A 14301-nucleotide genomic window follows, 5' to 3' on the forward strand; every position below is an offset into this window, starting at 1 on the left:
TGCCGGACTATCCCGCCGTGGGGTCCACCAGCAGCAGGTTGGTCCCGGTCACCGCCACCTCGACGGCGTCGCCGACGCCCAGCTTCGCGGCCTCGCCACTGGGGCGGTCGGCCAGCACGGCGAGATCCCCGTCGAGCAGGACGGCGACCCGGGTGGTCCCGCCCAGGAACGTCTTGCCCGTGACGATCCCGGCCCCGTGCTCCGCGGCGGTGACCCCGATCAACTCGGGCCGGGCCAGGACGTCGACGCGGGCGTCCACGCCGCGCCCGCCCACGTCCACCGGGGTCACGTCCCGGCCGAGCACCCGCACCCCACCGCTCACGACGTGCGCGGGCAGCCGGTTCATGGTGCCGACGAACTCGGCGACGAACGCGGTGGCCGGGCGGTCGTAGAGCTCGTCGGGCGTGGCGATCTGTTCGAGCTGCCCACCGCGCATGACGCCGACCCGGTCGGCCATGGACAGTGCCTCCTCCTGGTCGTGGGTGACGAACAGGGTGGTGGTGCCGAGCTGGGTCTGCAGCAGCCGGATCTGCTCGCGCAGCTGCAGCCGCACCTTCGCGTCCAGCGCGGAGAGCGGCTCGTCGAGCAGGAGCACCCGCGGCTCGATGGCCAGCGCGCGGGCCAGCGCCACGCGCTGCTGCTGGCCGCCCGACATCTGGTGGGGGTACTTCGCGGCGTGGTCGGCGAGGCCGACCATGTCGAGCAGCTCGGTGGCGCGCTCGTTGCGCCCGCTGCGCCCCCGGACCCGCAGCCCGAACGCCACGTTGTCGCGCGCCGACAGGTTCGGGAACAGGCTGTAGCTCTGGAACACCATTCCCATGTCCCTCCGCCGCGTCGGCACGCCGGAGATGTCCTTGCCGTCCACCAGGATCTGGCCCGAGTCGACGGTCTCCATGCCGGCCAGCGCCCGCAGCGCCGTCGTCTTCCCGCACCCCGACGGCCCGAGCAGGGCCACGAGCTCACCCGGGGCGAGCGAGAGCGACAGGCCGTCCAGCGCCCGGGTGGTGCCGAACGTGCGGCGCAGGTCGAGCAGCTCGACGGCGGCGCCGCCCGTGACGGGTGTCGTGAGGGCCGCGGCCGTGGCGCGGACGTCGGTGCTGGTCATGGCTCTCCCGTGGTGGTGCGGCCGCGCCGCCGGTCGATGAGCGAGATGCCGAGCAACAGCAGCCACACGACCACCAGCGACAGCAGCGACACCGCGACGGACACGTGCGCGTCGTCCTGGCTGAACACGACCATCCACACCGGGAAGGTCTCGTACTGGTCGAGGCTGGCCATCGTGTACTCGCCGAGCACCAGTGCGATGGTCAGGATGGTGGCCGACAGCACCGCCGAGCGGAGGTTGGGCAGCAGCACGCGGAACAGCGTGGTGAACCAGCCGCCGCCCAACGACGTCGACGCCTCGACGAGGGTCTTGAGCGACAGCGCGCGCAGGCCCGAGTCGAGGGAGCGGTAGGCGAACGGCATGGCCAGCACCGCGTACTCCAACGCGAGCAGGTAGGGCGTCCCCTTGAGGGAGCCCGGCGCCACCTGCAGCACCCCGACGATCAGCACGACCGGCGGGATGACGATGGGCAGCAACGTGATCCCCTCGAACAGCCGCTGCACCCGCGGCAGCCGCAGGTGCACGTAGACCGCCGTGGGGATCATCAGCGCCAGGGTGATCACGATCGTGACGAGCGCGAGGTTCACCGACAGCCCGAACGCGTCGGCGAAGCCCTCCTGCGAGGGGATGCCGGCGAACACGTCGGCCGACACCCCGCCGTCGGGGGTCTCCATCGCGAACGCCGCCGCCGCGTAGAGCGGGATCAGGAAGTAGGCCCCGACGAGCAGGAGCACGATCCACCGGGTGAGCGATCCGGTGCTCGGCCCGCGCGGCACCCGGGGCCGGACGACGACCCCGACATCCGCTACCGCAACCACTTCGAGGCCCTCCGCTGCAGGACGCTGTAGAAGACCATCACCACGGCGATGATCACGATCATGCCGAGTCCCAGGGCCTTGCCCACGTTCTCCTGGCCCGAGAGCACGTTGCCGTTGAGGAAGCCGCCGATCTGGATCGGGGTGATCGCGAGGCTGCCACTCGTCAGCGCCTGGGTGGTGGCGTAGGCGGAGAACGCGCCGCCGAACAGCAGCAGCACCGACCCCAGGAACGACGGCACGAGCACCGGCCCGCCCACCATCCGCCAGTACTGCCAGCCGCTCGCGCCGAGGTTGTCGGCCGCCTCGCGCCACGCCGGCTTGAGTCCCTCCAGCGCCGGGGTGATCACGAGGATCATCAGCGGGATCTGGAAGTACATGTAGACGATCGCGATGCCGACGAAGGTGTAGAGGCTGAACCCGTGGTCGTAGGGGTCGAACCCCAGCGCCTTGAGCCAGCCCACCACCAGCCCGCTGCTGCCGAGCGAGGCGATGAACAGGAACGCCAGCTGCACGCCGCCGAAGTTCGCGAACACCCCGGACGCCGTCGACACGACCCGCCGCAGCGCGCTGCTGCCGCTGGTCTGCACCACGTGGGCCACGACGAGCCCGATGATGCCCGGCACGACCGCCGTGACGATCGACAGCTCGATGCTCGTGACGTAGCCCTGCAGGTAGATGCCGCTGGCGGCGACCTGGATGTTGCCGAGGGTGAACTCGCCCGTGGCCGGGTCGGTGAACGCCCCGACGACGATCGCGATCACCGGCAGGCCCAGGAACACGAACGCGTAGACGGCGAACGGCGCCAGCCCGCTGAACGCCTTCAGGCGGCCGAGTACCACCGCCACGCTCAGCCGCCCACGGCCGCGGCCCACTGCTGGGACACGATCGTCTTGGCGGCCGCCTGCTGGGCGTCGGTCGGGTACTTCACCTCACCGGCGGGCGCGGGCGGGAGCTTGGCGTTGGCGGCCGCGTCGACGGTGCCGTCCTTCACGAGGTCCGGCAGCAGGATCGGGCGTGCCGACCCGTTGAGCCACAGGTTCTGCCCCTCGACGGAGTACAGGAACTCCTCCCACAGCCGTGCGGCGGCCGGGTGCGGAGCGGTCGCGTTGATCGCCTGCGAGTAGTAGGCCGCGTAGCTCGCGTCGGAGGGGATGACGACCTTCCAGGACGGCAGCTGGCTGGCCACCGAGGACTCCTGCAGGTAGTCCCACCAGATCAGGATCGGGGTCTGCCCACTCTGGACGGTGGCCGGCGATCCGGTGACCGGCACGAAGTTGCCGGCGGCCTTGAGCTTCTTGAAGAAGTCGACGCCGGGCGCGATGTCGTCGAACGACCCGCCGTTGGCCAGCGCGGCGGCGTACACGGCGGCGAACGCGGCGCCGGCCTGCGTGGGGTTGCCGTTGATCGCGACCATGTTCTTGTACTCGGGCTTGAGCAGGTCGGCGAACGACGTGGGCGGGTTCGGGACCTTCGCCGGGTCGTAGCCGATGGAGACGTAGCCGCCGTAGTCGCTGGTCCAGGTGCCGCCGGCGTCCTTGGCCGCGGCGGGGATCTTGTCGAAGCTCGCGACCTTGTACGGCGCGAGGAGCCCGTCCTTCGAGGCCTGGATGGCGAAGGACTGGCCCAGGTCGAGCACGTCGGGCGCGCGGTCCTGGCCCCTCAGCTGCTTGACGGCGTTGATCTCGTCCTGGCTCGACCCGTCCGGGTTCGCGTTGTCGATCGTGATGCCGTACTTGGCCTCGAAGGTCTTGATGATGGTGCCGTAGTTGGCCCAGTTGGCGGGCAGCGTGATGGTGTTGAGCGTGCCCTCCTTCTTCGCCGCGGCGACCAGTGCGTCCATGCCACCGGCCTCGGTGACCGAGGTGGCCTTCGCGATGTCGGAGCCGGAGCCACCGCTCGCCGTGCCGGATCCCGAACCGCAGGCGGTCAACACCATCGCAGCGGCGGCCACGACCGCCATCCCGATCATCGTTCTACGCATGCCCAGACCTTCCGTGTGACCACCCGGGCGGGTGAGTGCGCGCAGAACTTGTCATTACGAGTTGGCCGAGATGGAGGTGGATCCTCACCACCGGGTGAACAGCTGCTGAACCGCGGGCGCCGGACCAGCCGGAGCGGAGTTCTGTCCGGTTCAGGCCCGGTACGCACTCGGCCGTTCGGACCAGCAGGTCGCGGACGCTCCGGTGGTCGGCGCGACGGGGGCGCGGCACGACCGGGCCCGGGAGCTGTTCGGCGTGCGGGACGTCCCTGCTGGCGGTGGTCCCGGGCTCGATCACCATCGGGGTGCTGACGGAGCTCCGGCTCGCGGTGCAGGCCATCGGGATCCGGGCGTGGCCCGGGACGACGGTGCCGGCCAACGGGCGGTCGGTCGAGAACACCGACGTCGTGCTCTGCTACGTCTTCGGCATCCACCATGTGCCCCGCGTCGAGGACTGGCCGGTGATGCCGTCCGACACCGTGTCGTTCCGGCTCAAGCCCGCGGGCTTCTTCGACGCCAACCCGTCCCTCGACGTGGCACCGTCGTGAGGTACGGCGCCCAGCTCGGGCCCGACATCACCTTCCTCGACGTGCCCCGCCGCCGCCGCTGCGGCGCGGGTGCCGGCAGCCGGTGCCGACCACGACGTGTCCGAGGTCCGCCAGGAGCTCCGGGCCCACACCGGCGTCCTCGGCGCGCTCCGCGAGCACCAGCTGTCGCTGCGCGCCGAGATGGGCGAGCTGCGCGCCGTCAGGCCGTAGGCAGCTCCACCAGGAACGAGTGGCCCTGATGGGGCTCCAGCTCCACCACGAAGCTGTTGAGGTCGTCCACCGTGCCCACCGGCTTGCTGGTGAACATGTCCGAGATCGCGCTCCCGGGCACCAGGTGCTCCGAGCGGACGGTGCCCGAGACGTGCTCGTCGGCGAAGTTGAGCACCGTGAGGTGCAGACGGTCGGCCTCGAGCCGGTGCACCAGCACGAGCATGCCGCGGTGGGAGACGGCCGGGATGTCGATCTGCTGGGCCACCGCCACGCCGTAGCGCTTGCGTACCGCGAGGATGGCCTGGAGCTGGCGCAGGAAGCTCGTCTCGTCGTCGAGCTGGGCGGGGATCGGGCCGTAGAGGCTGGTGCCGCGCGGCATCCCGGCCGACGAGCGGGTGGCGCCGGGGTTGACGCCCATCAGGTCGTGGGCGGCGCGGGAGATCCAGCGGGTGTCGCCCTGCTCCAGCAGCTCCGAGACGTCGTCGGGGGGCAGCGTGAGCATGCCGCACAGGTCCCAGCCCGAGAGCGCGAAGACGCCGGGCTGCAGGGCGTTGAACATCGCCAGCAGCAGGTGCACGCGCATGATCCGCGCGGTGTCGGCGTCCCCGATCGTGCTCAGGTTCGTGATCCCGAGCGTCGCCGCGATCACGGTGGCGGTGGTGCAGGCGATGCCGTTGGTGGTGAACACCAGGTTGTAGGGCGCGTTCGCGCCGGTCAGGTGCTCGCACAGGTCGCGGCGGACGCTCTCGGCCAGGTCGCCGCCGGTGATCTCCGCGCCCTTGTAGGTGTAGAGGTCGTCGCGGTGGCCGGTGGCCCAGTGCACGAGCTCGTAGGTCAGCTCGTCGTGGTTCTGCAGGGCGTGCACCAGCGACGCGGGGTCGACGCCCAGCTCGAGCGACGTGCGCAGCGTCAGGCGCAGGAACTCGGTGTCGGCGGTGGCCAGGGCGTGGTGGTAGGCGGGGCGGTTGACGAAGTCGTAGGACAGGTCCGCGCCGGCCTCGGCGGTGGTGCGGATGTCGTCGATCGTCAGGTTCAGCTCCTGGAAGGTGAACCCGCCGAGCTTGCGCACCATCGAGCCGATCAGGTGGTTGGCGGCGGCCGAGAGCGGGTGGCCCTCCGACCACGCAGGCATGCCCTCGGCGCTCTTCTCCACGCCGAGGAAGCCGTTGGCGTCCAGGCGCAGCGCGCCGGAGCCGAGGTCGGCGAGCGAGTGCAGGGCGTCGCCGATCACCAGGCGCATGCCCGCGAACGACGGGTCCAGCCAGTTGATCGAGGGCTGGCCGTCCTTGAAGTAGTGCAGGTAGACCCAGCGGCGCTCGACGCCGTCCACGCCCTCGACGGGTTTCGTCGCGCTCCAGTTGGTCTCCTTGACGCCCTCGGAGTAGAAGATCACCCGCTGCAGCCGACCGATGATGTAGCCGGCCTTGGCCAGCTGCTCCTCGGTGGCGGCGTCGATGTTGACCGAGTCCTGGCCCGGTGCGACGTCGGGGAGGATGTTCCAGTCCTCGGGATCGATCTCCACCATGTGGTAGATGCCCGGGTAGTCGCCGTACTTCATCTCGGCGAGCCGGAAGTCGGCACCCTTGCCGGTGTGGCCGGGCACGATGTCGTCGATGATCGTGCCGCCCGACCACGTGGCCATGCCGCACATCGCGCGGAACTCCGCCTCGGTGCCGAACGCCGGGTCGATCTCGGTGCTCATGCGGTCGAAGTGGCCGTCGACGCTCGGGGTGGTCTGCCAGCCCGACAGCCCGCCCGCGCGCTTGACCGGCCCGGTGTGCGCGGCCTCGATGCCGATGGTCGCGAACGCCTCCCAGAGGGCCTCGTCGGCCATCGCGCCGAGGAACGAGTCGCCGGGCCGGGTGATGAACGAGATCGGGTAGGCGGTGAACCACACCGACGCCGTCTCCACGGCCTGGCGCGGGCCGGGGTTCGCGAACGGGTTCTGCCACATCGTGCCCTGGCCGGAGAACTGGCGGCTGATCTCGTTGGCGTCGGCCAGCATCGACTGGGAGAGCAGCCACGACACGTAGGCGGGGTTCGTGCCGGTCGGCTTGCCGTCCTTGGCCACCGAGCGGCGGGCCACGGGCGACTTCACGCGGGCGCGATGGCGCAGGCTCTTCGGCCGGGCGGGGTGGAAGTGCTCCGCGTAGGTGATCTCGCTCGGTTCGTGCTCTCCCGCCGGGACGGCAGACGAGACCGACGACGTGTTCTCTCCCGCGGAGGCGGCAGACGATTCCGACAACGCAACTCTCCGTGCAATGTAGGTGAACGGTCAGTAGTGGGGCCACGTCCGACCGCGGCACCCGAACGGGGAACGACGGCGAGGGCGTCCGGCGGTCAGGATGCCGTAACGCCCGCGCGGGCGCAGAAGCGGCCGACGAGCCGGCGGCAGGCGGCCTCGGTGACGTCGGCACGCGCCGCGATGTCGGCCACCAGGGCGGGGATGTCGACCGCCGCCTCGAGCGCCGCGCGCTCCCCGGCCTCGTCCCACGCGTCCAGCCATGCGGCGAACGCGTCCGAGGTGATCTCGGGGTGGAACTGCACGGCCACGTGCGGCCCGCAGACGAACGCCTGCAGCCCGACCTCGTTGCGCGCCAGCTGCTGTGCGCCCGACGGGAGGGTGAACGCGTCGTCGTGGAACTGCATCCAGGTGCCGCGCTCCAGCACGTCCGGATCGGCCGAGCCGAGCGCGACGAACCCCCGTTCCGACCTCGGCGCGCGCGCGACGGTGCCGCCCAGTACGCGGGCCAGCGCCTGTGCGCCGAAGCAGATCCCCAGCACCGGTGTGCCGTGCCCGACGGCGCGCGCCAGCAGGTCCAGCTCCGCGCCCAGCCACGGGACGGTGTCGTCGTAGGCGGCGTCCGCCGAGCCCATCACGACGATGACGTCGACGTCGCCCGGGTCGGGCACGGGCGGGGCGCCGGGCTGGAACGCGGTGACCAGGACGTCGAAGCCCAGCTCGGCGAGAGCGGGGCCGACGGTGCCGACCTCCCGCTCACCCCGGCCGGGGACGGCGTCGTGCACGAGGACGAGAGCGGAGGGCACGGCGCCAGTCTTCCAACGGTGTTGAGCATGGCGGGAAACGGGTAGTCCGGGCGCATGTCGAGCAACGTGTACCGCAAGACCGAGGTCGTCGGATCGTCACCGGACAGCGTCGAGGAGGCCATCAGGAACGGGGTGGAGCGGGCGTCGCGCACCGTGCGGAACGTCGAGTGGTTCGAGGTGGACGAGATCCGCGGGCACGTGGTGGACGGATCCGTCGAGTACTTCCAGGTCGGGATGAAGATCGGCTTCAAGCTCGACGACTGACGCTCCGGACCGCGTCGAGGTCGATCGGGACGCGATGCGGGCGGCCCCGTCCGGCTGGCACCCTCGGGGGCGTGACCACCCTCGCCGACCGTGCGGCCGCCGCCCTCGCCCTGCCCATGCACGAGGCGCTGCGCGCGCGGCTGGTCGATCCGGACGACCCCGCGGGCGGCGTCACGTTCCCGGTGGTCGGTCTGGCCGTGAACCCCGGCGGGACCCTGCACGGCGGTGCGGTCGGCGTGATCCTGGAGATCACCGGCTTCCTCGCGCTGCTGCCCGAGCTGGCCGACACCGAGCACGCCGTCACCCACCACATCTCCACCCAGATGCTCAGCCCCGGCCGCCAGGGGGAGGACGTGCTGGTCAAGGCGGTACTGGAGCGGCGCACGCGGCGGCTCGGGTTCGTCACGGCCACGGCGACGATCGGCGACCGGCTGGTGGCGCGCTCGCAGATCACGAAGTCCGTGATCGACCTCCGGTAGCGGCGACCGTGGCGCCGATCGTCAGGGTGGCCACCGCCGCGATCACCACGAGCAGCGGGCCCGTCCAGCTGCCGGTGGCGTCGTGGACGGCGCCGACGACGGTCGGGCCGGCCGCGGCGACGAGATAGCCGCCGCCCTGCACCAGCGCGGACATCCGGCGGCTCTCGGCGGGGTTCCGCGCCCGCCGCACGACGAGCGAGAAGATCACCGTGAACCCACCGCCCTGCGCGGCGCCGCCGAGCGCGCACCACAGCGCCCAGTACTGCGGGGCCAGCAGCAGCCCCAGCGGCAGCGCCGCCCACGCCGCGCACACCACGAGCAGGGCCGGCCGCGGGGACGCGAACACCCGCAGCAGCACCGGCACGCCGAACGCGCCGACGACCGCGGCGATCTGGAACACCGACGAGCTCAGCCCCGCCGCGCCGGCGTCCATGCCCAGCTCGTCCCGCAGCAGCAGCGGCAGCCAGGCCGTCACGCCGTAGTAGGAGAACGCCTGGCCCGCGAAGGCGACGGTCAGCGCCCAGACCACCGGGCGGCGCCACCACGCGGGGCCGACGGGCTCGTCGTCCACCGGTCCCGCGGCCGCCGCCCGGGCCCGGGTGCGGCGCGTCCCGGCCCACCAGACCCCCGCCGCGACCACGGCCAGTGCGCCCCAGGCCAGCAGCGCGGAGCGCCACCCCACCGCCGCGGCGATCGGGACGGTCAGCGACAGCGTGACCATCGAGCCCACGTTGAGCATCGCGGTGTAGGCGCCCAGCACCAGGCCGGCGCGGGCGGGGGCGACGTCGCGCCCGATCACCACGGGCATCGCCACGTTCCCGACGGTGATCGCGATGCCGATGACGACCGTGCCGACGACGGCCCAGGTCAGCCCGTCCACCGAGCGGAGGACCGTGCCCAGAAGCAGCCCCCCGAGCGCCACCAGCACACCGCGTTCGAGCCCGGCGCGCGCCAGCAACCACGACGCGAAGGGCGTGGCGAGGCTGAAGCACAGCACCGGGAGGCTGGTGAGCAGGCCCGCGGTGCCGGCGCCGATGCCGAGGTCGGCGCGGATCGTGTCGAGCACGGGGGAGACGGCGACGATGGGGCCCCGCAGGTTGAGCGCGACGGCCAGGACGGCCAGGAGCAGCAGTGCCGAGGTGGCGCGGGCGGTGCGCGGTGGAGCAGTGGTCGTAGCGGCGGTCACTGACTCCATGCTCGACCCCTCGTCACGCGATCGCAGCCCGCGGTGAGCAGACACACGCTCCGGAATGTTCGGGCCGCGAAGATCGCTGAGGAGGGCATGACTTCGAAGACCTGGTTCATCACCGGTGCCTCGCGCGGCTTCGGCCGCGAGTGGGCCATCGCCGCCCTCGAGCGCGGGGACTCGGTCGCCGCCACCGCTCGCGACACCTCCACGCTCGACGACCTCGTCGCCACGTACGGCGACCGGCTCCTGCCGCTGCAGCTCGACGTCACCGACCGCGCCGCCGACTTCGCCGCCGTCGCGCAGGCGCACGAGCACTTCGGCCGCCTCGACGTGGTGGTCAACAACGCCGGCTATGGCCAGTTCGGGCTCGTCGAGGAGCTGTCGGAGGCCGACGCCCGCGACCAGATCGAGACCAACCTGTTCGGCGCACTGTGGGTCACCCAGGCCGCGCTGCCGTTCCTGCGCGCGCAGGGATCGGGCCACATCCTGCAGGTCAGCTCCATCGGCGGGATCAGCGCGTTCCCGTACGTCGGGATCTACCACGCGTCCAAGTGGGCGCTGGAGGGCATCAGCCAGTCCCTGTCCCAGGAGGTGGCCGACTTCGGCATCAAGGTCACCCTCATCGAGCCGGGCGGGTTCTCCACCGACTGGTCGGGCTCCTCGTCGCGCACGGCCGAGCCGCTGGCCGACTACGACGAGTTCCGCGAGAAGATGTTCGCGGCCCGCAAGGCGCGCAACGCCACCCCCGGTGACCCGCAGGCGAGCGCATCGGCCGTGCTGAAGATCGTGGACGCGGAGAACCCGCCGCTGCGCGTGTTCTTCGGCGACGGTCCGCTGAAGATCGCCACCGCCGACTACGAGTCCCGCCTCGCCACCTGGCGCGAGTGGGAGCCGGTGTCGGTCGAAGCGCAGGGCTGATCCACGATGAGGGCGTGACGTTCGAGCTCGGCACCGACGGCCCCTCCGTGATCGTCGTCGGTGTCGACGGCTCACCCACCTCCACCCACGCCGGCGCGTACGCGGTGGGCCTGGCGCGGCGACAGAACTCGCGCATCGTCGTGGTCTACGTCGTGTCGGCCCCGGCGATCGCGGGCCTCGCCCCGTCGGCGTCGGGAGCCATCGAGGAGAGCCTGGTGGAGGCCGTCCGCGAGCTGGCCGAGCAGGTCGAGGAGGGCGCCCGGCACCACGGGGTGGCCGCGGAGTTCCGCGCCGTGCGCGGCGACCCCTACACCGAGCTCACCCGCGTCGCCGACGAGGTGCGCGCCGACGCCCTCGTCGTCGGCGCGTCGACGCAGGCCGGACACCGCTTCGTCGGCTCGCTGGCGGTCCGGCTGGTGAAGGCCGGGCGGTGGCCCGTCACGGTGGTGCCGTAACGGGTTGTGATTCTGTTTCCCGGTGCAGATTCTGCTGCTTCTGGTCGGGCTCATGCTGGCTGCCGTGCTGCTGGTGGGGGTCGGGGACCGGCTGCGGCTGCCGTGGCCCGCGCTGATGGTGGTGCTCGGGCTGGCGGTGGCGTTCGTGCCGGGGCTGCCCGACCGGTTCGAGCTCGAACCCGACCTGATCCTGCCGCTGTTCCTGCCGCCGCTGCTGTTCGCCTCCGCCCAGCGCACGTCGTGGGTGCTGTTCCGGGCCCGGTGGCGCAGCATCGCGCTGCTGGCGGTGGCGCTGGTGGCCGTGACGATCATGGTGGTGGCCGGCACCGTCGCGGCGCTGGTCCCGGGGCTGGGCCTCACCGCGGCCGTCGTGCTCGGGGCGATGGTGGCGCCGCCCGACCCGGTGGCGGTCGAGGCCGTCGCGGGGCCCGTCCGCATGCCGCGACGGCTGCTGACGGTGCTGCAGAGCGAGGGCCTGTTCAACGACGCGACGGCGCTGGTCGTGTTCCAGGCCGCCGTGCTCGCCACCGTCCAGGGCGGGGACCTGAGCCTGCCGGTGCTGGGACTGCAGTTCGTCCTCGGTGCGGCGGGCGCGGTCGCGATCGGCTGGGTCATCGCCCGCGTCGCGCGGTTCGTCATGAACCGGGTCACCGACCACCGGCCGCAGCGCACTGACGCTCGTGCTGCCGTTCGCGGTCTACCTCGCGGCCGAGGAGGTGCACGCGTCCGGCGTGATCGCGGTGGTGGTGGTCGCGCTGGAGCTGCGCAGCGAGGGCGACGCCGACGAGGCCGCGGAGCGCATCGTGCAGCGCTCGTTCTGGGACGTGGTGGAGCTGCTGGTCACCGGGGTGGCGTTCGGACTGATCGGGCTGGACCTGCGGCAGGTCGTCGTCGCCGCGGGCGCGGACCTGTGGCGCATGCTGGGGCACGCCGCCGTGGTGTGCGCCGTGGTGGTCGGAGTGCGGGCGGTCTGGATGACGGCGGCGTGGCTGCTGGTGCGCCGCTCGTCCGACGCCGCCCGGGCGCCGCGCACCGGTCGTGAGGCGGTGGTGCTGGGCTGGTGCGGCATGCGCGGGCTCGCCACGCTCGCGCTCGCCCTGTCGTTGCCGCTCACCACGACGGCGGGCGCGCCGTTCCCCGCCCGCGACGAGCTGCTCGTCATCGCGTGTTCGGTCCTCGTGGTGACGCTCCTGCTGCCCGGGTTCACGCTCCCGATGCTGGTGCGGCTGCTCGGCGTGGCCGAGGACGCCGACGCCGAGCACGCCGCCGAGCGGTCGATCGCGAAGCGCGCCCAGAAGGCGGCGTGGAAGCGGCTCGTCGAGGAGGAGCGGCGCGTAAACCTGCCCGACGAGGTCGAGACCGCGTTGCGGGAGCGGCTCTCGCGCCTGGAGGGGCTGCTGCGCGGCGAGCCGGCGTCGGAGGAGGAGCGCGACCGCGCGGAGGCCTGGCGCAAGGGCCGCGTCCTGGCGCAGAAGGTCCAGAGCGTCGCGCTGGCCGCGGCCCGCGAGGAGGTGCTCGTGGCCCGGCGCGAACCGGGGGTCGACCCCGAGGCCGCCGACCGGGTGCTGCGCCGCCTGGACCTGCGCACGGTGCTGCTCGACTGACGCGCCGGACCCGCCACGTGGTCAGCTGCGGCTGTTCGAGGGCCGCAGTCGACAGCCACACGTGACGACGTGGGGGTCCGGGGCTAGGTGACGGTGACGACGATCCCGGGCCAGCCCGTCGCGCCGTCCGGGACGGGATCGGCGGCGTTCTCGGTCTGGGTCGTGCCGTCGGCGTTGGTGGCGCGGGCGCGGATCGAGTGCCGCCCGGCCGGCAGGTCCACGACCGTGCGCCACATCCGCCACGTGTCGCCGCTGACCTCGGTGGCCAGCTCGGTGGTCTGCCACGCGCCGCCGTCCACCTGGATCTCGACCTTGGATATGCCGTCGGGTTGCGACCACGCGATGCCCGCGACCGGCACCTTCCCGGCCTTCGGGCCGGCGTCGGCGCGCGGGGTGTCGATGCGGCACTCGGTCTTGATCGGCCCCTCCGACGACCAGCCGCGGTCCACCCAGTACGCGCTGCGCGCCTCGAACGTCGTGAGCTCCAGGTCGGTGACCCACTTGGTGGCCGAGACGTAGCCGTACAGGCCCGGCACCACCATGCGCACGGGGAAGCCGTGCTCGGGCGGCAGCGCCTCCCCGTTCATCCCGACGGCCAGCAGCGCGCCCCGGTCCTTCTCCATGATCACGTCGACGGGGGTGCCGGCGGTCCAGGAGTCGCTGCTGGTGGACAGCACCTGGGTGGCGTCGGGCCGCACGCCCGCCTCCAGCAGGATCGAGCGCAGGTCGACGCCGACGAAGTTCGTGGTGGAGATGAGGTCGCCGCCCACCTCGTCGGAGACGCACAGCATCGTGACCGTGCGCTCGACGAGCGGGCGGGCCATCAGGTCGTCGAAGGTCAGGCGGATCTCGGTGTCGACCATGCCGTGGATGCGCAGCGACCAGTTCGCCGCGGTGAGGTTCGGGATCCGCAACGCCGTGTCGATGCGGTAGAAGTCGGCGTTCGCGGTGAGGAAGGTCGGCGTGCCCAGGTCGGGGAACGCGGCCGAGGCCGGGATCGCCGGGGCCCGTTCGGCGAGCGTGGCCGAGGCCAGCCGGCTGGTGACGGCGGCGCGGGAGCCGCCGGCGTCGCCGCCGAGCCACTGCCCGATGCCACCGGTGGCGAGCGCGCCGAACCCGACGGCGGCCGACGAGCCCGCGAGCATCGTGCGCCGCGAGAGCTCGCCGCGGGCCGGGCGCCGGGGCGGTACCGCCGCGTCGAGGGCCAGCGCGTGCAGCCGGCGCAGCACGGTGACGCCGGTGGCGAGCGCCGCGGCGGGTGCGAGCAGGTCGAGGGGGGAGAACGTCGGCGAGATCATCACGGCGGCGATCCCGAGCAGGCCCAGCACCACCACGACCACGACGGCGGGCCGTGGCTGCGACCGGGACGCGAGCCCCGCCGCCACGGCCACCAGCAGCAGCACGACGCCGACGCCCGCGAGCAGCACCGGCTTGTCGGCCGTGCCGAACGTGGTCTTCGCGAACTCGACGAGCCACGCGGGCGCGAACCGGATCACGGTGTTGCCGACGGCGAGGTAGGGCGACGAGGGCGGGGAGACGACCCCGGCCACCAGGTGGCCCACCCCGAGCGCGGCCCCGACGGCCAGCACGCCGAGCGTGGCGGCGTAGCGGCGCGAGAGCGACGGGGCGCGGGTCGGCGTGGGGGTGCTGGTCGTGCTCACCGTTCCAGTCTGGCCCGGCCTGCG

Annotated in this window: 14 protein-coding genes and 1 pseudogene; 7 read left to right on the forward strand and 8 right to left on the reverse strand. The window is 72.5% G+C overall.

All coding sequences use genetic code 11. The features are described from left to right. Positions 1-7: 7 nt before the first annotated feature. From BGP03_RS28025 to BGP03_RS28040, 4 genes are read right to left on the reverse strand one after another with little or no spacing between them, the layout of a single operon-like run. Entirely contained in the window at positions 8-1105 is a 1098-nt protein-coding gene (locus BGP03_RS28025) for an ABC transporter ATP-binding protein (protein ID WP_296368061.1), read from the reverse strand. Further along, a complete protein-coding gene (locus tag BGP03_RS28030) occupies positions 1102-1923 on the reverse strand; it encodes an ABC transporter permease subunit (protein ID WP_298799017.1) in 822 nt (273 codons plus the stop codon). Before BGP03_RS28030 ends, BGP03_RS28025 begins: the two co-directional genes overlap by 4 nt. Further along, entirely contained in the window at positions 1911-2768 is an 858-nt protein-coding gene (locus tag BGP03_RS28035) for an ABC transporter permease subunit (protein ID WP_296368063.1), read from the reverse strand. The genes BGP03_RS28030 and BGP03_RS28035 overlap by 13 nt, the downstream gene beginning before the upstream one ends. Positions 2769-2770: 2 nt before the next feature. Beyond that, positions 2771-3904: an ABC transporter substrate-binding protein gene (locus BGP03_RS28040; protein WP_298799018.1), complete on the reverse strand. Its 1134-nt coding sequence runs from the start codon at positions 3902-3904 to the stop codon at positions 2771-2773. Positions 3905-4206: 302 nt separating this feature from the next. Here BGP03_RS28040 and BGP03_RS28045 point away from each other — a divergent pair, with 302 nt between their 5' ends. After that, positions 4207-4449, forward strand: a complete 243-nt coding sequence (locus BGP03_RS28045) for a hypothetical protein (RefSeq protein ID WP_296368067.1) — start codon at positions 4207-4209, stop codon at positions 4447-4449. Positions 4450-4648: 199 nt separating this feature from the next. On the opposite strand, the gene treS is transcribed toward BGP03_RS28045, so the two are convergent. Continuing rightward, complete coding sequence (gene treS / locus BGP03_RS28050) at positions 4649-6904, reverse strand: maltose alpha-D-glucosyltransferase (RefSeq protein ID WP_298799019.1); 2256 nt, start codon at positions 6902-6904, stop codon at positions 4649-4651. A gap of 95 nt (positions 6905-6999) precedes the next feature. After that, complete coding sequence (locus BGP03_RS28055; protein WP_298799020.1) at positions 7000-7707, reverse strand: type 1 glutamine amidotransferase; 708 nt, start codon at positions 7705-7707, stop codon at positions 7000-7002. Between the two features lie 54 nt (positions 7708-7761). Here BGP03_RS28055 and BGP03_RS28060 point away from each other — a divergent pair, with 54 nt between their 5' ends. Next, positions 7762-7971, forward strand: a complete 210-nt coding sequence (locus BGP03_RS28060; RefSeq protein ID WP_296368074.1) for a dodecin — start codon at positions 7762-7764, stop codon at positions 7969-7971. A 71-nt stretch (positions 7972-8042) separates the two neighbouring features. After that, positions 8043-8450 (forward strand): PaaI family thioesterase, encoded by a 408-nt coding sequence (locus BGP03_RS28065; RefSeq protein WP_296368076.1) that lies wholly within the window; start codon positions 8043-8045, stop codon positions 8448-8450. Here BGP03_RS28065 and BGP03_RS28070 read toward each other — a convergent pair. After that, positions 8422-9636, reverse strand: coding sequence for an MFS transporter (locus tag BGP03_RS28070; RefSeq protein WP_298799021.1), 1215 nt, complete (start codon positions 9634-9636; stop codon positions 8422-8424). The genes BGP03_RS28065 and BGP03_RS28070 overlap by 29 nt on opposite strands. A gap of 96 nt (positions 9637-9732) precedes the next feature. Between BGP03_RS28070 and BGP03_RS28075 the strand changes: the two genes are divergently transcribed. From BGP03_RS28075 to BGP03_RS28090, 4 genes and pseudogenes are all read left to right on the forward strand, one after another. Further along, positions 9733-10557, forward strand: a complete 825-nt coding sequence (locus BGP03_RS28075) for an SDR family oxidoreductase (RefSeq protein WP_296368080.1) — start codon at positions 9733-9735, stop codon at positions 10555-10557. 14 nt (positions 10558-10571) lie between these two features. Beyond that, positions 10572-11012: a universal stress protein gene (locus tag BGP03_RS28080; protein ID WP_296368083.1), complete on the forward strand. Its 441-nt coding sequence runs from the start codon at positions 10572-10574 to the stop codon at positions 11010-11012. A 52-nt stretch (positions 11013-11064) separates the two neighbouring features. Further along, positions 11065-11610, forward strand: a pseudogene (locus tag BGP03_RS28085) (cation:proton antiporter); the annotation flags it as partial. Between the two features lie 82 nt (positions 11611-11692). Further along, on the forward strand, positions 11693-12616 hold the full coding sequence (locus BGP03_RS28090; RefSeq protein ID WP_298799022.1) for a cation:proton antiporter: 924 nt from the start codon (positions 11693-11695) through the stop codon (positions 12614-12616). An 83-nt stretch (positions 12617-12699) separates the two neighbouring features. On the opposite strand, the gene BGP03_RS28095 is transcribed toward BGP03_RS28090, so the two are convergent. Then, on the reverse strand, positions 12700-14277 hold the full coding sequence (locus BGP03_RS28095) for a molybdopterin-dependent oxidoreductase (protein WP_296368087.1): 1578 nt from the start codon (positions 14275-14277) through the stop codon (positions 12700-12702). Positions 14278-14301 lie beyond the last annotated feature (24 nt).

This window comes from Pseudonocardia sp. 73-21, from assembly GCF_001899645.1.
GTDB lineage: Bacteria > Actinomycetota > Actinomycetes > Mycobacteriales > Pseudonocardiaceae > Pseudonocardia.

Excerpts from the sequence above, each read along its gene's own strand:
- BGP03_RS28025 (WP_296368061.1), bottom strand. The coding sequence starts at position 1,105 with ATGACCAGCACCGACGTCCGCGCCACGGCCGCGGCCCTCACGACACCC.
- BGP03_RS28040 (WP_298799018.1), bottom strand. The coding sequence starts at position 3,904 with ATGCGTAGAACGATGATCGGGATGGCGGTCGTGGCCGCCGCTGCGATG.
- BGP03_RS28060 (WP_296368074.1), top strand. The coding sequence starts at position 7,762 with ATGTCGAGCAACGTGTACCGCAAGACCGAGGTCGTCGGATCGTCACCG.
- BGP03_RS28075 (WP_296368080.1), top strand. The coding sequence starts at position 9,733 with ATGACTTCGAAGACCTGGTTCATCACCGGTGCCTCGCGCGGCTTCGGC.